Annotated in this window: 12 protein-coding genes; 7 read left to right on the top strand and 5 right to left on the bottom strand. The window is 73.1% G+C overall.

The annotated features are described in order from the left end of the window. Nucleotides 1–163: 163 nt before the first annotated feature. The 3 genes from ACFYXU_RS16045 to ACFYXU_RS16055 all read right to left on the bottom strand — a co-directional run bounded on the left by ACFYXU_RS16045 (nt 164) and on the right by ACFYXU_RS16055 (nt 2,065). Nucleotides 164–613, bottom strand: a complete 450-nt coding sequence (locus ACFYXU_RS16045) for a MarR family transcriptional regulator (RefSeq protein ID WP_389406724.1) — start codon at nt 611–613, stop codon at nt 164–166. Further along, nucleotides 610–1,107, bottom strand: a complete 498-nt coding sequence (locus tag ACFYXU_RS16050) for a MarR family winged helix-turn-helix transcriptional regulator (protein ID WP_389458034.1) — start codon at nt 1,105–1,107, stop codon at nt 610–612. The genes ACFYXU_RS16045 and ACFYXU_RS16050 overlap by 4 nt, the downstream gene beginning before the upstream one ends. 301 nt (nt 1,108–1,408) lie before the next feature. Then, the gene (locus ACFYXU_RS16055) at nt 1,409–2,065 is read right to left on the bottom strand and encodes a hypothetical protein (protein ID WP_389458036.1); all 657 of its coding nucleotides are present in this window, start codon (nt 2,063–2,065) and stop codon (nt 1,409–1,411) included. A gap of 515 nt (nt 2,066–2,580) precedes the next feature. Here ACFYXU_RS16055 and ACFYXU_RS16060 point away from each other — a divergent pair. The 3 genes from ACFYXU_RS16060 to ACFYXU_RS16070 all read left to right on the top strand — a co-directional run bounded on the left by ACFYXU_RS16060 (nt 2,581) and on the right by ACFYXU_RS16070 (nt 6,295). Continuing rightward, nucleotides 2,581–3,978, top strand: coding sequence for an APC family permease (locus ACFYXU_RS16060; RefSeq protein ID WP_361398769.1), 1,398 nt, complete (start codon nt 2,581–2,583; stop codon nt 3,976–3,978). A 199-nt stretch (nt 3,979–4,177) separates the two neighbouring features. After that, nucleotides 4,178–4,585: a hypothetical protein gene (locus ACFYXU_RS16065; RefSeq protein WP_389406727.1), complete on the top strand. Its 408-nt coding sequence runs from the start codon at nt 4,178–4,180 to the stop codon at nt 4,583–4,585. A 234-nt stretch (nt 4,586–4,819) separates the two neighbouring features. Continuing rightward, the gene (locus ACFYXU_RS16070) at nt 4,820–6,295 is read left to right on the top strand and encodes a right-handed parallel beta-helix repeat-containing protein (RefSeq protein WP_389458494.1); all 1,476 of its coding nucleotides are present in this window, start codon (nt 4,820–4,822) and stop codon (nt 6,293–6,295) included. A gap of 76 nt (nt 6,296–6,371) precedes the next feature. Here the strand turns inward: ACFYXU_RS16070 and ACFYXU_RS16075 are convergent, their stop codons facing one another. Further along, nucleotides 6,372–6,773 carry a nuclear transport factor 2 family protein gene (locus ACFYXU_RS16075; protein ID WP_361398778.1) on the bottom strand — a complete coding sequence of 134 codons (402 nt, stop codon included), beginning with the start codon at nt 6,771–6,773 and terminating at the stop codon, nt 6,372–6,374. A 215-nt stretch (nt 6,774–6,988) separates the two neighbouring features. On the opposite strand from ACFYXU_RS16075, the gene ACFYXU_RS16080 reads away from it, so the two are divergent. Next, complete coding sequence (locus ACFYXU_RS16080) at nt 6,989–10,015, top strand: BTAD domain-containing putative transcriptional regulator (RefSeq protein WP_389458038.1); 3,027 nt, start codon at nt 6,989–6,991, stop codon at nt 10,013–10,015. A gap of 23 nt (nt 10,016–10,038) precedes the next feature. On the opposite strand, the gene ACFYXU_RS16085 is transcribed toward ACFYXU_RS16080, so the two are convergent. Beyond that, nucleotides 10,039–10,284 (bottom strand): hypothetical protein, encoded by a 246-nt coding sequence (locus ACFYXU_RS16085; RefSeq protein ID WP_376509267.1) that lies wholly within the window; start codon nt 10,282–10,284, stop codon nt 10,039–10,041. Between the two features lie 326 nt (nt 10,285–10,610). On the opposite strand from ACFYXU_RS16085, the gene ACFYXU_RS16090 reads away from it, so the two are divergent. From ACFYXU_RS16090 to ACFYXU_RS16100, 3 genes are all read left to right on the top strand, one after another. After that, complete coding sequence (locus ACFYXU_RS16090; RefSeq protein WP_376509266.1) at nt 10,611–11,957, top strand: helix-turn-helix domain-containing protein; 1,347 nt, start codon at nt 10,611–10,613, stop codon at nt 11,955–11,957. A 367-nt stretch (nt 11,958–12,324) separates the two neighbouring features. Next, on the top strand, nt 12,325–18,729 hold the full coding sequence (locus ACFYXU_RS16095; RefSeq protein ID WP_389458040.1) for an amino acid adenylation domain-containing protein: 6,405 nt from the start codon (nt 12,325–12,327) through the stop codon (nt 18,727–18,729). After that, nucleotides 18,726–19,511: a thioesterase II family protein gene (locus tag ACFYXU_RS16100; RefSeq protein WP_389406729.1), complete on the top strand. Its 786-nt coding sequence runs from the start codon at nt 18,726–18,728 to the stop codon at nt 19,509–19,511. The genes ACFYXU_RS16095 and ACFYXU_RS16100 overlap by 4 nt, the downstream gene beginning before the upstream one ends. Nucleotides 19,512–19,533 lie beyond the last annotated feature (22 nt).

Consider the following 19,533-nt stretch of genomic DNA (forward strand, 5'->3'; position numbering starts at 1 on the left):
ACGTGTGTTTCGGACGGTGGCCGATCCCGTCGCGGACCGAGGGCGCGTTCGTGCCGGGTGCATCGACCCCTGCGCGGGGTGGACCGTGGCCGCGTACGCGTGTGGCCGAAACGCGGACCCGGAGCGAAGGCGGGTGGGTCCGGCGGGAACGATCGCCCTGAACTCAGGCCCTGGCGAGTTCGGCGTTGGCGCGCTCGGTGAGGAGGGTGAGGACGCGGCCCGTGACCGCGAGGTCCTCGGCCGGGATGCCGGCGTACAGCCGGGAGGAGATCTCGGCGGTCTCGGCGGTGGTGGTGTCGTACAGGTCCCGGCCGGTCTCCGTCACCCGCAGACGGGAGCCGTCCGCCGGAAGCCGCTCCAGCAGCCCCGTGGCCGTGAGTCCGTCGATCACGCCGCGCACGGCGGACTCGTCCGCCTTCAGCGAGCCGATGACGTCGGAGACGAGCGCGTCCAGGCCGACGGAGTCGCCCGCGGTCACGGCGGCCCGGAGGACCACGCTCTGCTCGAACGTCGCCCCGTGACGGGTGAGCACGCCCTCCAGGAGGGCGCGGGCGGAGTAGTGCGCCAGGGCGATGACGCGACCGTTGGCCGTGGGTGCGGTGGTGGTGGTCATGACGGCTCCTCGGAGTTCTCGGTGTGCGGATCAAGAGGTGCGTCGAGCAGGGTCGCGAGGTCGTGGGTGAACCGCCGCGCGCGCGGGTCGTGCTGTCCGCCGAGCGGCTCCAGCAGCTGGTCCAGGAGGCCCTGGACCACCTCGATCGCACGACGGGTGACGTCGTGCCCCTCGTCGGTGAGCGCCAGCCGCATGGCGCGCGGGTCGGCGGGGTCCCGGGTGCGGGCGACGAGGCCGGACGCCTCCAGCGCGCGGGCGAGCTTGGAGACGTACAGCGGTTCGAGACCGGTGTGGTCGGCCAGCTGCCGCTGGCTCGGCCGCAGCCCGGAGCGCGCCATGCCGTACAGGGACCCCATCAGGGCGTACTGGGCGTGGGTCAGGCCCAGCGGCGCGACCGCCCGGTCGACGGCCACGCGCCACTTCATCGACAGGCGCCAGACGAGGAATCCCGCCGTGTCGTTCTCGTGTGCTGAACTCACAGGAATACCGTACATGGCTACTATGTACATGGCTACTATGTACATGGCTACTATTTTCGCGGACGGGTCCGGACGTGCTCCCCGGCGACCCTCGCCGGTCCGTGCCGGAGCGGACCGCCCCCGGGGGCGCGGCGGCCCTCGTGGCGTCCCCGGGGAGGTACGGAAGGACGGGACCGTGCGCCGGAGCGACGGTCCCGTCCTGGGTGGGCGGCCCCTTCACCGGCTTCGGATCAGGTGGATCACCTCCGGGGCGTGGTCACCTCCGGAGGTGATCCACCGCGAGGGCGCGGGCCGGGCCGCGCCCTCGCGCGGGGCGTCAGGCCTTGCCCGGCTTCGCCGCGGGGGAGTCCGGGCCGCAGGCGATGAGAGCCGCTTCCAGGACCGGCTGCCTCGCGCCCACCTTCGGCACGGTCGTGGAGCACTCCAGGATGCCCGCGCCGTCCGTGTCCCAGCCGATTGCGCGGCCCGTCGTGGGCTCGCCGTCGCCGCAGGTGTACCGGAAGTCGCCGGTCATCTCCCGTACCCAGGTGTACTCCACGATCTCCCCGGCGCCCTGGACGACGGTCGAGTTCGGCTCGTTCTTCGGCAGGGCCCGGTGGACGTCGGCGAAGTCGTAGGCGTCGCCCAGGGCGGCGTCCGAGTCCTTGAAGCGGGCGCCCAGGGACAGGAGCGTGGCCTTCACGTCGGCCCGGGGGCCCTTCGCGAAGGTGACGGCGGTCAGCGGGGTGTGGAGGGGCGCGATCCTGTTGGTCAGCGTGCCGCCCCCCTTGCCCAGCTTCTGCTTCGCGGCGACGCCGGTCAGGACGTCCCGTCTGTCGACGTTGAACCAGGTGTACGTGCCGTTCGCGCAGGGCGCCGCGGTCGCCTTCGCGGTGGGCTTGGCCGGCCCGGCGCCCTCGTCCGTGCAGGCGACCGCGCCGGCGAGCAGTGCGGCGACGCCGCACGCGGTCAGTCCGATCCTCGTGATCTTCATGGTGATGTCCCCCCTGAGACCGCGCCGTTGGTCGTCGGCGCAGGCCTCGACCTTGTCGTCGAAAGCCCCTCGGGACAAGGGACTTGAGCCACTTCTGAGGGTCGTGAGGCCCGGCCGGGCCGGGGTGTGAGGGTGCCGAGGAGGCGCGGTCGGGTCCGGTGGGCGCCGGTGACGGCCCGTGCCGCACCCCGGAGGGCGGCCGTATGTCGTTATCCGGGGGACTGTGTCCGGTATTCCAGCATGTGGAGCGGCGGTAAAGCGCGGGAAAAGTCCTCCCGCCCGAGCTGCGGTTCCCGCACGGACCGTTTCTGCGGTCTTGACGCGTTCTTGGCGCCCCTCCACCCCTCCCGGAGCCGTCGAAGCAACGGATTCCGCAGCAGGAGGCCCATTGACCTGCGGTTCTGCTCACGCTTCCATTCAGCCGGGAGCTCCACGGAACCACCTGATCACCAGCCGCCTCGGAGGCGATACCGCTCCCGCTCAGATCTACCGCTCGCATCGATCGGAACCGCCTGATGACCGACACCCTCAGCGCACCGCACGCGGTGGCCCCTCAGACCGGCCCCGTGCCGCAGAAGCTCAAGCGTTCCATCGGTGTCGTGGGCGGTACCCTGCTCACGCTCTCGTGCGTGACGCCCGCCTCGACCCTCTTCGTGGTCGTACCGGACCTCTTCGACGGCGTCGGCACGTATGCCGCCCTGACCATCGCCATCGGCTCGCTGCTCTGTATCGGCGTGGCGTTCTGCTACTCCGAGCTGGGCACCCTGATCCCCAGCGCCGGCGGCGAGTACGCCATCGTCTCCACCCTCTCGGGCCGCCTGGCCGGGTGGCTGGTGTTCGTGCTGTCGCTGCTGGTCGTGATGATCGTGCCACCGGTGATCGCCATGGGGACCGCCGACTACCTCGCGCCCCTGGTGCACATCCCCGCCCCGCTCGCCGGCGCGGGCGTGATGCTCCTCGCGACCCTCGCGGGCCTCCTCGACCTGCGCGCCAACGCCTGGATCACCGGCATCTTCCTCGTCCTCGAGGTGATCGCCGCCGGGATCGTCGCGATCCTGGGCTTCTCCCACTCCCAGCGGGGCGTCGGCTCCCTGATCCACGGCCAGGTCGCCGCCGGGGGCGGCACGCACTCGCTCGTCACCGGTGCCATGGTCGTCTCCGGCCTCGCCATCGCCCTCTTCATCACCCAGGGCTTCTCGACGGCCGTCTACCTCTCCGAGGAGCTGGAGAACCCCCGCCGCAACGTGGCCCGCACCGTCCTCGCCACCCTCGCCATCTCGACCGCCGTCATCCTGGTGCCGGTCGTCGCGATCACCCTCGGCGCCGGCGACCTGGAGACCCTGACCGGCGGCGACATCAGTGGCATGATCGCCGCCTGGTCCAACTCCGCCGTCGGCACCTTCATCAGCCTCTGCGTGGCGCTGGCCATCATCAACGCCGGCATCGTCATGGTCATCCAGAACTCCCGCGTGCTCTTCGCCTCCGCCCGCGACAAGGCCTGGCCCGAGCCCGTCAACAACGCCCTCTCCCGCCTGGGCCGCTTCGGCTCCCCGTGGGTGGCCACCCTGGTCGTCGGCGTGCCGGGCGCGGCGCTGTGCTTCGTCAACCTCGACACCCTCTACGGCGTCACCGGCGTCTCCGTCACCGGCATGTACATCCTGGTGGCCGTGGCGGCCCTGTTCAGCCGCCGGGGCGCGCACCGCGACGTCCCGGCGTGGCGCATGCCGCTGTGGCCCGCGGTCCCGGTGGTGCTCATCGGCGTGCTCGCCTACGTCCTGTACATGCAGGACGTCGAGTACCTGCTGTGGACCGGCGGCATCACGGCGGTGGCGACCCTCTACTGGGTGCTGTACCTGCGCCCGCGCAAGGACACCCGCTGGCTGGTCAGCATCCCGGAGGACGACCAGGGCTGAGCCGTTCGGCACCATCCCTCACGGGGGCCGGGGCGCTGTGCGCGCCCCGGCCCCCGTGCGTTCCCCGGCGCCGCGCCTGGGCCGTTCGGGTCGTGCGCGGCGCACGGGGCCGGGGGCGAGCACTCCGTACGGGGGGAGGAGGCGGTTTCACGCGTGTCGTGACGGGCGCCATGGGCGGCGTAAACGTATCTGTGCATGCATGACCACTGACATGGAACACCTGTTGAACGTACGCCTGTGCGAGCGCTTCGGGGACGTGGCCGACTGGTCCGAGGTCACGGCCCTGACCGCCCCCCACCTCCGGGCCGTCCTCTCGGCCCTCGGTCCCGAGGACGCGCTGACGTTCCTGACGGCCGCGCGCCGGGCCCTCGACGAGGAGGAGTCCCGGGCAGGAACGATTCATCTCGGATTCGGCGCCCACCTCTGGACCCATCTGGAGGAGGTCTCCTGGGGCGCCTCGCCGCTGGCCAGGACCTCGGCGTGGGACGCCATGCTGACCATGCACCGCCTTTCCGTGATGGCCCCCGACCCGGGACTCGGGGCTCATGTCGACAGCGCCCTGGACGCCTGCCGGCTCCGCCTCGTGCCGTCGGCGGCCGGATTCTGACCGGGGCGGTGCGCGGACGGACGGAGGGGCCGCTCCGGGGGCCCTTCCGACTCCGTCGCCGGGCGCCGCGCGCAGGCGCGGCGATCGACCAATCGCCCAGCTGGCGATCGAAATTCGATCAATCGACACAATTGCATTGACTCGATCATCGGCCGCACCTACTTTCTGGCCGCACCCGACCGCCAGAAAGGTTGTTGCGCCATGACCGACAGAGTTCTGCCCGTACGGCAGGTGATGGGCCGTGGGCTCATCGCCGTCGTCCTCGCGTTCGGCGGGACCGCCGCCCTTCCCGGCGCCCCCGCCACCGCCGCGGGGAGCGTCACCCACGTGGACTGCTCACGCCCGACCGCCGGGGACGGCAGCCAGAACGCGCCGTTCAACACCATCGCGCAGGCCAACGGGAAGACGTACGGACCCGGCGACACGCTCGCCTTCGCCTCCGGCACGACCTGCACCGGCGCCCTGGCCCCCCGGGGCAGCGGCACCGCGGCCGCGCCCATCGTCCTGACCGCGTACGGGACCGGAGCCCTGCCCGTGATCGACGGCGGCGGCGCCCCGAACGCGGTCTCCCTGACCGACCAGGACCACTGGCGCATCAGCGGCCTCAAGCTCACCAACCCCGCCGCCGCACTCGCCCGCCGCACCGGCCTGCGGATCTCCGCCACCGACGGATCGGCCCACCGCGGTTTCGACATAGGCGGGCTCGTCATCGACCGGGTGGCGGGACAGACGAACAAGAACAGCCCGACCACCGAGGACTTCGTCCAGTCCGCCGGCATCGTCACGGGCGCGAGCGGCACCGGATCCACCCTGAACGACGTCCACGTCCACGACAACCGGATCAGCGACACGGGCGGCGGCGGCCTCAAGATCCGCGTCGGCGCCATGGCGGCAAAGGGCACCGGGGTCCTGATCGAGAACAACACCGTCGAGGACGTCGGCGGCGACGGCATCATCGCCAGCTACGCCGACACCCCCATGATCCAGTACAACACCGCCTCCGGCGTCGGCAACGGCGTCTATCCCTTCTCCGGCGGCAACTTCGCGGGCATCTGGGTGCTCGGCGACCACAACCCCACCATCCAGAAGAACGCCGTCACCGACACCACGCGCATGTCGGTCGCCGACAGCCAGGCCTTCGACTGCGACTGGGGCAACACCGGGACCTGCGCCATCCAGTACAACTTCAGCCGCGACAACATCGGCGGGTTCTTCCTCGACTGCGACGGCTGCGGCACCATCGGCGGCGCCCGGCAGGTCGTCCGCTACAACGTCTCCGAGAACGACTGCCGCATGAGCAGCGTCAGCGCGGGACGCTCCGCCCTGCACCTGTACAACAACGTCCTCTACTGCACGGACAAGAAGTTCAGCATCACGCTCCCGGACGAGAGCGTCGTCGAGAACAACATCTGGGTCGGGACCGCGGACTCCCGACTGCCCACCGCGGCGGGCGTCTCCTGGCTGTGGAACGTCTTCCAGGGCGTGCCCCGGCCCACCGCCAACGGCATCGTCGGCGACCCGCAGTTCGTGGCCCCCGGTACCGGCGGCGACACGATCCGCTCCGTCGACGGCTACAAGCTGCGCGCCACGTCCCCGGCCCTGGACAACGGCTCCGTGATCAGCGGCAACGGGGGCCGCGACTACTGGGGGAACTCGGTGAGCGCCACCACGAAGCCGCACCGCGGCGCGTACGACGGTCCCGGACTGTAGCTGCCTCCCCGGGCCCGGAGGGTGGCACCGGCGCGCCGGCCGCCGAGGACGGACGGGGGCCGTCCTCGGCCGTCGCTCACGGCGCCACGTGGTAGTACCGGGTGCACGCCAGGACCATGCCGTCGTCGGCGATCGTGAAGACGTCGACGAAGCGCAGGTGCTGCCCGTCCGTGCCCGGCACCACGCGGCGCCCCGTGGCGACCACGCTCCGGTCCTGGCCCACCACCCGGTCGATCTCGTAGCGCGCCCTCGGCGCCGAGCGGCCGAAGTGGGTGTGCAGGACCGCCGCCCGGCCGCGGAACGGAGGCAGCCCCGGCAGTTCGAGGACCACACCGTCGTGCAGCAGGGAGGCGCACGAGTCCAGATCGCCGGCGTCGAGGTAGTCGTAGACCAGGCGGACGTGGTCGACCCCCACCGCGGTGACCAGGTCGGCCGACGGCCCCGGAAAGCCGGTACTCGTGTCTTCTTGGCGGTTCAACGGCTGAGCCCCTTTCACTCTCGGCCAGGAGTCTGGGGGGAGTCGCCAACTCCGCGTTATCCCCCCTCTATCTCCGACCGGGATCTTCACGGCATGGACAGGGCGGGGGTGGTTGTGGAGACTGTCCTCACTCGGACCTGACGTGTCAACTCGTTTCTTTGGTGGGGGAATCGGTGACGGACGACATCGGGGACAGAATCCAGGAACTCCCGGACATGTCGCCCCTCGCCTTTCGGGTGCTCGGACCGCTACAGGTCCACGGCCCCGGCGGACCCCTCAGACTGCCCCCCGGGCGCCAGGAGGTCATCCTCGCGGCCCTCCTGCTGGAGACGAACCGGGTGGTCAGCACCCATCACCTGGTGGACCTCATCTGGGAGGACAACCCGCCGGAGACCGCCCGCACCCAGGTGCAGATCTGCGTGTCGCGCCTGCGGAAGCTGCTCGCCGGGGCGGACGGCGAGGTCACCATCACCACCCGGCCCCCGGGATACGTGCTCCACACCGACCCCGGCAACGTGGACGCCGCCCTCTTCACCGACCTCGTCTTACGGGCCCGCAAGCTGCGCGACGGCGGCGCACTCGACCGCGCCGTCGAACTGCTGAGGAGCGCCGTCACGCTGTGGCAGGGCGACTGCCTCTCCGGCCTCGACAGCGGCCCGCTCGCCAACAAGGCACGCCAGCTCAACGAGGAACGCCTGACCGCCGTCGAACTCCGCATCCAGCTCGAACTCGAACTCGGACGGTACGACGGCCTCGTCGGCGAGCTCCAGCGGCTCACCCACGAACACCCCCTGCGGGAGAAGCTGCGCGGCCAGCTCATCCAGGCGCTCTACTGGTCGGGCCGGCAGGCCGAGGCGCTGGAGGCCTTCCGCACCGCGAGACGGTTCCTCGCCGAGGAACTCGGCCTCGAACCCAGCCGGGAGCTCAGGGAACTGGAGTCGGCGATCCTCAACGGCCGGCTCCCGGCCCCCTCCGCGCCCGCGCCCGGCCGCGTACCGGCGGAGAAGAAGGCGGACGAGCCGCCGTCCCGGCCGTCGGGGGCGGCCGCCGACGAGGAGACGGATCCGGCCGCAGCCGTGGGCGCCCCGTCAGCAGAATCGGTTCGCCAGGATGCCGTGCCGCACCAGCTCCCCGCCGCCGTCGCCGACTTCGTGTCCGACGCGGGGCAGGTCGCCGCGCTGGAACAGGCCCTGACCGGCAGTCCGGGCCGCACCACCGTCGGGCTCGCCGCCATCACCGGAAAGCCCGGCACCGGCAAGTCCACCCTCGCCGTGCACGTGGCCCACCGGCTGTCCGAGACCGGCTTCCCCGACGGACAGCTCTACTGCGACCTGCGCGGCACGACCGGCACCCCCGCCACCCCCGAAGAGGTCCTGGGACGTTTCCTGCGCGCCCTCGGCATCCCCGGCCAGCTCATCCCCGAATCCCTCGACGAGCGGGCCGAGATGTACCGCACCCGGCTCGCCTCCCGGCGCGTCCTGGTGGTCCTCGACGACGCCGCCGGCGAAGGCCAGGTCCTGCCGCTCCTGCCCGGCAGCCGGGGCTGCGCCGTCCTCGTCACCGGCCGGGCCCGCCTCACCGCCCTGCCCGGCGCGCACCGCGTCGAGCTCGACGTGCTCGCCGAGGACCGGGCCCTGGAACTGCTCTCCCGGATCGTCGGACGCGAGCGGGTCGCGGGCGAGGCCGTGGCGGCCGAGGCCCTGGTCCGGACGGTCGGACGGCTCCCGCTGGCGCTGCGGATCGTCGCCGCCCGCCTCGCGGCGCGCCCGCACTGGACGCTCGCCTCGATGGTGCAGCGGCTCGCCAACGAGCGCCACCGGCTCGACGAGCTCACCCACGGCGAGATGACGATGCGCGCCAGCCTGTCGCTGACGTACGAGGGACTGGCCCCCGAGGACCGACGGCTGCTGCGCCTGCTGAGCATGGCGCAGGCACCGACCCTGCCGAGCTGGCTGGCCGGAGCGCTGCTCGACGACGACCGGCCCTTCCCCTCCGACCTCATGGAGCCCCTCGTCGACGTGCAGATGCTCGACGTCGCGGGAGTGGAGCGCACCGGAGGCTTCCGCTACCGCTTCCACGAGATCATCCGCGTGTACGCACGCGAGCAGCTGGCCGCCCACCACACACCCGAGGTGCGGCAGGAGGCACTGGCCCGGATGGCGGGCGGCTGGATGCACCTGGCCCAGCAGGCCCACCGGAAGGTCTACGGCGGGGACTTCACCGTCCTCCACGGCGACGCGCCCCGCTGGGAACCCCCGGCCGCGTACTCGGACGAGGTCCTCGCCGACCCGCTCGCCTGGCTCGACGCGGAGCAGGCCTCCCTCTGCGGGATGGTCGAGCACGCCGCAGACGCCGGGCTCCACGACCTCAGCTGGGACCTCGCGACCTCCCTCGTCACCCTCTTCGAGGTGCGCGGCCACTACGACCTGTGGGAGCAGACGCATCTGAGCGCACTGGCCGCCGTCCGCAAGGCGGGGAACCTGCGGGGCACGGCCGCCGTACGGGCGTCGCTCGGCTCGCTCTACATGAGCCGCAACCAGTTCGACACGGCGAAGCAGGCGCTCAACTCGGCGCTCGACGTCTTCCAGGCGCTCGACGAGCCCATGGGCGAGGCACTGTGCCGCCGCGACATGGCGCTCATCGCCCGCACCAACGGCGACGACCTCGGCGCCCTGGAGATGTACCGGAGGTCCCTGGCCGACTTCGACCGGGCCGGCGACGTCGTGGGCCGCGCGATCGTCCTCACCCAGAGCGCCCACATCCGGATGCGGCAGGGCGAGATCGACGCGGCGCAGAAGCAGTTGGACGAGGCGCTCGACATCTACGAGGGCGTCGGATACACGGGCGGCCGCGCGAGAACCCTGCGGCGCGTGGGACAGCTGCTGCTCGAACAGGGTCGGAGCGACCTGGCCGTCCTGACCTTCACGGAAGTACTGGAGCTGTGCCGGGACTCCGGCGACGTGATCGGGGAAGGGCATCTGCTCCGCGACCTGGGTCTCGCCTTCAGCGTCATGGGCCGCCCCGACCGGGCGAGGGACTTCTTCGACCGCGCGGTGTCCGCGCGGGAGGGCGTCATGGATTTCGGCGGCGGCGCGCTGGCACGCCTGGACCTCGCGCGTCTCCTCGACGCGGAGCCGGGGCGCTCCCGTGAGCTGCTCGTGCCGGCGGTCGAGGTCTTCCGCGAGCGGCGGATGGGGCGGGAGCTCGCGGAGGCGGAGAGGCTGCTCGCGATCGGCTGCTGAGCCGGGCGTTGAGCCGGGCGGGGTCAGTCCCAGGGGTTGTTGTCCTTGCTGCACGGGGTGGTCGTGGTGCCGCCCGTGGTCGTGGTGCCACCGGGGGCGGGGGTGCCCGGGGTGGGGCACGCCGTCTGGCCGGCCGTGGTGCCCGTCGTGGTGCCGGTGGCGTCGTCCGCCCAGCCCGCCTGGACGCCGGCGCCGGTCGCGATGACGATGAGCGCGGTGGTGACGGCGGCGCGGAGGGCCTTGCGGGCGGCGGCGGTGGTGTTCGACATGGGGTCCTGCCTCTCGGTGGTGTGCGGCGTTTCCTTCTGGACACCAACTTAGGAAGACCCGGATTCACCGCACCGCTCGCTGCCTTATCACCCCGCTATCACGGCGCGGCCCTCCGTCGGCGGCGCTATCACGGAGCCCCGGCCGCTATCGCGGCACCCGCACCGCTATCACCGTCACCGCCGCCCGCCCTTAGTCACGCGATGCCCCCCGAATAGGCCGCCTCCGGACGATGGGTCCCAGCAGACGGCGAGGCGAAGCCCCCGGTCCGCGGCCCGACCGGGCCGCTCCCGGAGGCCCGCCCCAACTCGACGAGCGGGAGCTTCTCATGACGACCAGTCTCTCCCCGGAGGACACCGTGACGGCCACCGCCGCACTCGGCACCCTCATACGCGGCCACCGGTTCCGCATCGGGCTCACCCAGCAGGAACTGGCGGACCTCTCCACCATCAGCGTCCGTGCGATCCGCGACCTGGAGAAGGGCAAGGCCCAGCGGCCGAGGACGGACACGGTCCGGCTCATCGCCGACGCCCTCCGCCTGGGCCCCCGGGCCCGCACGGCCCTGGAGGAGGCCTCGCGACGCGGCCACCGGGGCGGCGCCGGGGCCCGGCACTTCGCCGCCGAACGCCCGGCCCCGCCCGTACCCCTCCACCCGCTGATCGAGAGAGACGCGGAGGCCACCGTCCTCGCGGAGGAACTCCGCTCCGGAGCGGAACGCCTGATCACCGTCGTGGGGCTCAGCGGGGTCGGCAAGACCAGACTGGCGCTGGAGGCGGCGGCCCGGCTGCACGACGCCGGCTTCCCCGTGCTCTGGCACACCGCTCCGGGGGCGGTCGCCGACGCACTCCCGGCCTGCGACGACCGGTCCGCGGCCCTGACGGCCGACTGCGCCCTCCTCCTGCACGGCGAGGGGGAGGCCGACGACCTGGTCGCCGAGGTGTCCGGCGCGCTCGGGGACCGCCCCGTGCTGCTCGTCCTCGACGGCGTCGACGCCGCGCTGCTCGACTTCCCCCGTCTGACCCGGCTGCTGCGCGAGCTCCCCGGCCTCCGCGTGCTTGTCACCGCCGACGCGCCCTGGAACGTCCCCGGCGAACGCCTCTTCCTCCTCTCCCCGCTGGAGGCACCGGACCCCACCGCTGGGGTCCGCCCCGACGCGCCCGCCGCCCGCTTCCTCCTCAGCAGGCTCCGCCACGTCCGCCCCGACGTCGTCCCCGACGAGCGGGTCCTCACCGACATCGCGTGGGTCAGCCACCGGCTCGACGGCCACCCGCTCGCCCTCTCCGCCGCGGCGTCCTGGCTCACCGTCTGCGACCTCGCCACCCTGCGCGGCATCGTCGAGTCCGACCCGGCGCCGCTCCTCGACCACCTGGCCGACGGCCGGTCCGGCTCCCGCCTGCGCGAACGCGTCGCCCACACCCTCGCCGCGCTGCCCGAAGGGCACCGCCGGCTGATCGCCGCGCTCTGCGACGCGGACGATCAGGAGTTCGTCCTCGACGACGTCGTCCGCCTCACCGGCATGCCCCTGCCGTACTGCGGACGGGCCGTCCGCGACCTGCTGGTCAGCGGCGTCATCCGGTCGAGCACCGACACCGGGCGTTCCGCGTTCCGCGTGCTCGGCGTGGTGCGGGCGGTCGCCGGCGACCTGACGGCGACCAGCGCCACCGCCTCCGCCTGAGCGCCTCGAAGCCGATGGGCTGAGCGACTCCGGACCCCAGAACCCCGCCCCCGCCGGGCGCCGGACCGAGAAGCCGACGGGCTGAGCGGCCCCCGGCCCCCTCCACCCCGCTCCGCCGGGCGCCGGCCCCTGAAGCCGACGAGCCGAGCGGCCCCGGCCTCCGGAACCCGCCCCGCCGAGCGGCAACTCCCGCTCCCTCGGCGGCGGTCCGACTGCCGGAAGCTCCGCCGCTGCCGCCCCACTGCCGCCCAACCGCTCCCGTACCGCCGCATCAACTGCCGCCCGGCGCCCCCGCCCACGGGTTGTATGGCGACTGCCCCGCCCGGCCCGCCCCTCGTCCTCCGACGTGACTTCCACAGGAGCCCCCATGCCGTTCGACACGCCCGTCGCACCCGCTCCGGCCGCCGTCCGGCTGCCGCTCTCGGTGGCCCAGCGTGACATCTGGACGGCGCACGCCCTCGACCCCACCGGCAGGAAGTACAACGTCGCCGAGTGCCGCGAGATCAACGGCCCCGTCGACCCGGCGCTGATGGCGGCCGCCTGGCGCCGGCTCGTCGAGGAGGCGGACTACCTCCGCACCCGCGGCTTCGAGGACGACGGCGAGCAGGTCTGGCAGCTGATCGATCCCGACGCCGGTTCGCGCGCCCTGCCCTTCACCGACGTCAGCGCCGCCGACGATCCCGAGGGGGAGGCCTGGCGGCTCATCGACGCACTGATCACCGCCCCCTTCGACCTCGCGGACCAGGCACCGGTCCGCTGCGCGCTCATCAAGCTGGGCGAGGAGCGGTACTTCTACTTCCACGGGTTCCACCACCTGGTCGTCGACGGCGGCGGCGTGTCGATGACCCTGGCGCGGCTCGTCGAGCTGTACGAGCAGGCCGTCGCGGGCGAGCCCTGGAGCCCGTCCCCGTTCGGGAGCCTCGCCGACCTGCTCGCGGAGGACGCGGAATACCGGCGGTCCGACGAGGCCGCCGCCGAACGCGCCGCCTGGCGGGACCACCTCGCCGGCGCCCCCGACGCCCCCGCCGGTCTCGTCCGGGGCACCGGACGGGCGCGGCCCGCGCACGGCGGTCTGCCCTTCTCCCGCCGGAGCGTACGGGTCTCCCCGGCGGACGCCGACCGGCTCCGTACGGTCGCCCGGGGCGAGCGCGTGTCCTGGTCCGTCCTCGTCGTCGCGCTGTTCGCCGCCTACCTGCACCGCGTCACCGGGCGGACCGAACTGATGATCGCCCTGCCGGTCACCGGCCGCACCTCCCGGCTGGCGCGCCGCACCCCCGGGATGGCGTCCAACGTGGTGCCGCTCAGACTCCGGGTCGGCCCCGAGGACTCGCTGGGCGCCCTGGTGGGAGCGGTGGGAGCCGAGGTCAAGCACGCCCTGCGGCACCAGATGACCCGATACGAGGACCTGTGCCGCGACGCCGGAGTCATCGACGGCTCCCGCAGGCTCGCGACGCCCGTCCTCAACATCATGGGCTTCCAGGCGGAACTCACCGTCTGCGGACGTCCGACGATCAACCACAACGTGAGCAACGGCCCGGTCGACGACCTCAGCGTCGCCGTGTTCGACCTGGGCGCCGCGAACGGCCTGCGCATCGACTTCGACACCCCCGTCGAGGGGATCGACGGGACGGCCGTCGCCGACCACCAGGACAGGTTCGCCGCCTTCCTCACCGCCGCCCTCGCCGCCGAAGCGCCCGCCGACCACCGGGTCGCCGACCTCGACGTGCTCTCGCGGGAGGAGCGCGAGCTCCTGACCGGACGCTGGGCCGGGCCGGTCGCGGAGGCGGTGGAGAGCACGCTCGTGGAGCGGTTCGAGGAGCAGGCGGCCCGCCGCCCCGATGCCGTCGCGCTCATCGACGAGACCGGCAGCCGGATCACCTACGCCGAGCTGAACGCCGCCGCCAACCGCTGGGCCCGGCACCTGCGCTCCCGGGGCCTCGGGCGCGGCGACATGGCCGGCGTCCTCCTGGAGCGGGGCGTCCGCTTCGCCACCGCCCTGATCGCCGTCCTCAAGACCGGCGCCGCCCTGGTCCTGCTCGACCCCGACTTCCCGGACGACCGGCTGCGTTCGGCGGCCACCGACGCCGGCATCGGCCACCTGGTCACCCGCCCGGTCCTGGCCGCGCGCGTCGACGGTCCCTGGGAGACCCACACCGAAGCCCCGGGCGAGCTCCTCTCCCACCACCCCGGCAACCTGGGCCTGCCGCTGGGCCCGGACGACGCCGCCTGCCTGATGTTCACGTCCGGCTCGACGGGCCGGCCGAAGGCGATCCTGTCCTCGCACCGCAACCTGGTGTCCACGCTCGTGGGCCAGACCTACGTCGCGACCGGTCCGGGGGAGGTGTTCCTCCAATGCTCGCCGGTGTCCTGGGACGCGTTCAGCCTGGAGTTCTGGGGTGCCCTCCTGCACGGCGGGTCGACGGTCCTCCAGCCGGGCCAGCGGCCCGAGCCGGTGCTGATCGAGGAGCTGTCGCGCCGTCACGGGGTGACGATGCTCCAGCTGTCGGCGAGCCTGTTCAACTTCCTGGTCGACGAGCACCCGGAGGCCTTCGGCACGGTGGGCGTGGCGTTCACCGGGGGCGAGGCGGCCTCGCCGGCGCACGTGCACAAGCTCCAGCGACTGCGGCCGGGCATCCGGGTGCTGAACGGCTACGGTCCGGCGGAGTCCATGGGCTTCACGACGACGCATCCCGTCGAGCCCGCTCAGGAGCCGCACGGTCTGATCCCGATCGGAGCGCCGCTGGTCAACAAGGCGGCCTATGTCCTGGACGGCCGGCTGAGGCTGTGCGCCCCGGGCGTGACCGGTGAGCTGTACCTGGCGGGTGACGGCCTGGCCCACGGGTACCTGGGCCGTCCGGACCTGACCGCCGCCCGCTTCGTACCGCACCCCTTCGGCCCCGCGGGCAGCCGTCTCTACCGGACCGGCGACCTCGCCCACTTCGACCGCCACGGCCATCTCCACTACGACGGCCGGGCCGACGACCAGATCAAGATCCGCGGCTTCCGGGTCGAGCCCGGCGAGACCGAGGCCGCGCTCCTCACCCACCCCACCGTCACCCGGGCCGTCGTCACCGTCCACGAGCAGCGGCTCGCCGCCTACGTCGTCGTCTCGGACCCCGCCACGGACCCCGAGGAGATCCGCCGGCACGTCGCCGCCCGGCTGCCCGACCACCTCGTCCCCACCTACCTGACCACCCTCGACAGCCTGCCCGTCACGCCGAACGGCAAGATCGACAAGCGGGCGCTCCCGGCACCGGCGCAGGTCCTCGGCACCCACCGTGCGCCGCGCACCGCCGCCGAGGAGGCGCTCGTCGCGCTCTTCGGCCAGACCCTGGAGACGGACGGCCCGGTCGGCATCGACGACAGCTTCTTCTCCCTCGGCGGGCACTCGCTGCTCGCCGCGCGCCTCACGAACCACATCGCCGACGCCTTCGGCGTCCAGCTGACCATCCGGGACGTCTTCGGACACCCCACGGTCGCGGGCCTCGCGGAGCTGCTCGGCGAGCGGGAGGGCGTCCGGGCCGTCCCGCCCCCGGTCGCGGGGGAGGGGGCCGGAGACCTGGCCCCGGCGTCCTTCGCCCAGCGGCGGCTGTGGCTGCTGGCCCAGCTGGAGGGGGACAGCGCGGCCTACAACGTGCCGATGACGATACGTCTGGAGGGCGCGCCGGACCGGATCGCGCTGGACTCCGCGCTGAGCGACGTGGTGGAGCGGCACGCCCCGCTGCGGACGGTGTTCACGTCGGTGGACGGCGAGCCGCGCCAACTCGTCGTGCCGCCGGAGCGGGCCCGGGTGTCGGTCGACTGGCGCCGGACCGACGCACAGCGCCTGGAGGAGGAGCTGGCCGCCGAGGCGGGCCGGGTCTTCGACCTGGCCATGGACCTCCCGCTGCGGGCGGTGGCCTTCGAGCTGGGTGACGGCGGGGTCGTGCTGTCGCTGGTGACGCACCACATCGCGACCGACGGTCTGTCGAACGGGGTGTTCTTCGCCGACCTGCGGCGGGCGTACGAAGCGCGGCTGGCGGGCGCCGAAGGCCCCGTGCTGGAGGCCCTGGGCGTGCAGTACGCGGACTACGCCGCCTGGCAGCGCAGGACGCTGGGCGCGGCGGACGACCCGGACAGTACGCTCGGCCGTGAACTCGCCTTCTGGCGCGACGCGTTGGACGGCCTGCCGGAGCAGCACGGGCTGAACCTGGACCGTCCGAGGCCGGCCAGGGCCTCGCACCGGGGCGGCCAGGTCGAGGTGGACCTCGGCGGGGACCTCTTCGCGCGGGTCGCCGCCTTCGCGAGGGCCGAGGGCTGCACGCCGTTCATCGTGGTGCACGCGGCTCTGGTCGCCGCGCTCGCGCGGCTCGGAGCGGGGTCCGATCTGGCGATCGGGACGCCGGTCGCGGGCCGGGGCGAGCGGGCGCTCCAGGACCTGGTCGGCTTCTTCGTGAACACCCTGGTGCTGCGGACGAGCAGCGCCGGTGACCCGACCTTCCGCGATCTGCTGCGGCGGGTCCGTGCGGCGGACCTGGACGCCTTCGCCCACCAGGCGGCGCCCTTCGACCTCGTGCTCGAAGCGGTCCACCCGCCCCGCAGCCTCTCGCGGCACCCCCTCTTCCAGATCAGTCTCGGCCTGGAGACCGACGGCGGTCCCGCCTTCGCACTGACCGGAGTCCCGACCGGTCCGGTGGAGACGTCCGCCAACGGGTCGGCCAAGTTCGACCTGGAGTTCTTCCTCCGCTCCGGCGACGACAAGGAGCTGAGGGCGACCGTGCTCTTCGCGGCCGAGCTGTTCGACGAGGCCACGGTACGCCGCATGGCGACCGTCCTCGGCCAGGTGCTCGGGCAGGTCCTCGACGCGCCGGACCTGCGGCTCTCGGGACTGGAGGTGCTCTCCGACGAGGAGCGCGCACTGCTGACCGGCCCGTGGGCGGGCCCCGCGACCGAGGCCGTGGAGAGCACGCTCGTGGAGCGGTTCGAGGAGCAGGCGGCCCGCCGCCCCGATGCCGTCGCGCTCATCGACGGGACCGGCAGCCGGATCACGTACGCCGAGCTGAACGCCGCCGCCAACCGCTGGGCCCGTCACCTGCGCTCCCGGGGTCTCGGGCGCGGCGACATGGCCGGTGTCCTCCTGGAGCGCGGGGTGGAGTTCGCGGCGGCGGTGATCGGGGTCGTCAAGGCGGGGGCGGGATACACGCTCCTGGACCCGGACTTCCCGGACGAGCGGCTGCGTTCGGCGGCCACCGACGCCGGCATCGGCGTCCTCGTCACCGAGCCCCGCCTCGGGGCACGGCTGACCGGGCCCTGGTCCACCGCCACCCGCTCCTCCGCGGACCTGGCGGAGCTCAGCGGCGAGAACGTCGGCGTCGCACTGAGCGCGGACGACGCGGCCTGCCTGATGTTCACCTCGGGCTCGACGGGCCGGCCGAAGGCGATCCTGTCCTCGCACCGGAACCTGGTGTCGACGGTCTCGGGCCAGTCCTACGGCGACTTCGGTCCGGGGGAGGTGTTCCTCCAGTGCTCGCCGGTGTCCTGGGACGCGTTCAGCCTGGAGTTCTGGGGTGCCCTCCTGCACGGTGGGTCGACGGTCCTCCAGCCGGGCCAGCGGCCCGAGCCGGTCCTCATCGACACGCTCTCCCGCCGCCACGGGGTGACCATGCTCCAGCTGTCGGCCAGCCTGTTCAACTTCCTCGTCGACGAACACCCCGCCGCCTTCGACACGATCACCGTCGCCTACACGGGCGGCGAGGCGGCCTCCCCGGCACACGTGCACAAGCTCCAGCGGCTGAAGCCCGGCATCCGCGTCGTCAACGGCTACGGTCCGGCAGAGTCCATGGGCTTCACGACGACCCATCCCGTCGAGCCCGCTGAGGAGCCGCACGGTCTGATCCCCATCGGGGCGCCGCTGGTCAACAAGGCGGCCTATGTCCTGGACGGCCGGCTGAGGCTGTGCGCCCCGGGCGTGACCGGTGAGCTGTACCTCGCCGGCGAGGGTCTCGCCCACGGCTACCTGGGCCGTCCGGACCTGACCGCCGCCCGTTTCGTACCGCACCCCTTCGGCCCCACGGGCAGCCGTCTCTACCGGACCGGCGACCTCGCCCACTTCGACCGCCACGGCCATCTCCACTACGACGGCCGGGCCGACGACCAGATCAAGATCCGCGGCTTCCGGGTCGAGCCCGGCGAGACCGAGGCCGCGCTCCTCACCCACCCCACCGTCACCCAGGCGGTCGTCACCGTCCACCACGAGCAGCTCGCCGCGTACGTCGTCGCCACCGACGACACGCACCCCCAGGAGATCCGGCGGCACGTGGCGGACCGGCTGCCCGAACACCTGGTCCCCACGCACCTCATGGTCCTGGAACGGCTGCCGCTGACCCCCAACGGAAAGGTCGACCGGCGCGCCCTGCCCGAGCCGGGCCCCGTCGCCTCCGCCGGCCGCGCCCCGCGCACCCCGCTGGAGGAGACCCTCCTCACCCTCTTCGCCCGCACGCTCGACACCTCCGCCGCACTCACCATCGACGACGACTTCTTCCACCACGGCGGCCACTCCCTCCTGGGAGCCCGCCTCACCAACCACATCGCCGGTGCCCTCGACGTCCGCCTCACCATCCGCGACGTCTTCCAGCACCCCACCCCCGCCCGGCTCGCCGAGCACATCGCGTCCCTCACGTCCGCGCCGGCGAAGAAGGCACGACCGGCCCTCCGCCGCCGCACCGACGCGACCACGCACGAGACCACCCGCACGACCCCGACCGCCCTCACGACCGAACGGATCAGCTCATGACCACCTCCCCGACCCCCGCCCCCGAGGACGTCGTCTGGGACCTGCCCGGCGACCGCCCGCACCGCCTGTCGCTGCTCGTGCTCCCGCACGCCGGAGGCAACGCGCACGCCTACAGCGCCTGGCGCGAGCACCTCCCGGCCGACGTGCGGCTGCTCATCGGCCAGTACCCGGGCCGGGGCGCCCGCTTCAGCGAGGACCTGCCGGAGTCCGTCGACGACCTGGCGCTGCCCGTCGTCGAGGCGCTCCCCGCGGACACCGGAGCCCTGGTGGTGCTCGGCCACAGCATGGGCTCCCTGGTCGCCTTCGAGGTGACCCGCGCCCTCCAGGCCGTCGGCCGCACCCCGCAGGGCCTGATCGCCTCCGCCTGCCGGCCGCCGGTGCTGCCCAACCAGGCCCCCGTCCACCCGGAGCTGCTCGACGACGACGAGCTGGTCGCGGCCATCAAGGAGCGCGGCGGCACGGACGACGGCATCCTCGACGACGAGGAGCTGCGCGAGATCGTCCTGCCGTCCATCCGCGCCGACTTCGCCATCGACGACGCCTACCGGTGCACCGCCCCGGACGTACGCCTCGACTGCCCGGTCGCGGTCCTCGGCGGGGACGCCGACCCGATCGTCCCGGTCGACATGCTCGACGGCTGGTCCCTGGTGGCCGGAAACCCGGTCGTGCCCCAGGTCCTGACCGGCGACCACTTCTACTTCCAGCAGGACCTCCCCGGCTTCTTCGCCCGCCTGAACCCCGTCCTGGAGACGCTGCACACCGCCGCCCCCAGCAACGCCTGATCACCCGCCGACCCACCCGCCC

The sequence above is a fragment of the Streptomyces sp. NPDC002232 genome (assembly GCF_042890295.1).
Lineage (GTDB): Bacteria > Actinomycetota > Actinomycetes > Streptomycetales > Streptomycetaceae > Streptomyces.

Coding starts and splice junctions, on each gene's coding strand:
- ACFYXU_RS16085 (WP_376509267.1), bottom strand. CDS start 10,284: ATGTCGAACACCACCGCCGCCGCCCGCAAGGCCCTCCGCGCCGCCGTC.
- ACFYXU_RS16060 (WP_361398769.1), top strand. CDS start 2,581: ATGACCGACACCCTCAGCGCACCGCACGCGGTGGCCCCTCAGACCGGC.
- ACFYXU_RS16100 (WP_389406729.1), top strand. CDS start 18,726: ATGACCACCTCCCCGACCCCCGCCCCCGAGGACGTCGTCTGGGACCTG.
- ACFYXU_RS16070 (WP_389458494.1), top strand. CDS start 4,820: ATGGGCCGTGGGCTCATCGCCGTCGTCCTCGCGTTCGGCGGGACCGCC.
- ACFYXU_RS16095 (WP_389458040.1), top strand. CDS start 12,325: ATGCCGTTCGACACGCCCGTCGCACCCGCTCCGGCCGCCGTCCGGCTG.
- ACFYXU_RS16045 (WP_389406724.1), bottom strand. CDS start 613: ATGACCACCACCACCGCACCCACGGCCAACGGTCGCGTCATCGCCCTG.
- ACFYXU_RS16065 (WP_389406727.1), top strand. CDS start 4,178: ATGACCACTGACATGGAACACCTGTTGAACGTACGCCTGTGCGAGCGC.
- ACFYXU_RS16050 (WP_389458034.1), bottom strand. CDS start 1,107: ATGTACGGTATTCCTGTGAGTTCAGCACACGAGAACGACACGGCGGGA.
- ACFYXU_RS16080 (WP_389458038.1), top strand. CDS start 6,989: ATGTCGCCCCTCGCCTTTCGGGTGCTCGGACCGCTACAGGTCCACGGC.
- ACFYXU_RS16090 (WP_376509266.1), top strand. CDS start 10,611: ATGACGACCAGTCTCTCCCCGGAGGACACCGTGACGGCCACCGCCGCA.
- ACFYXU_RS16055 (WP_389458036.1), bottom strand. CDS start 2,065: ATGAAGATCACGAGGATCGGACTGACCGCGTGCGGCGTCGCCGCACTG.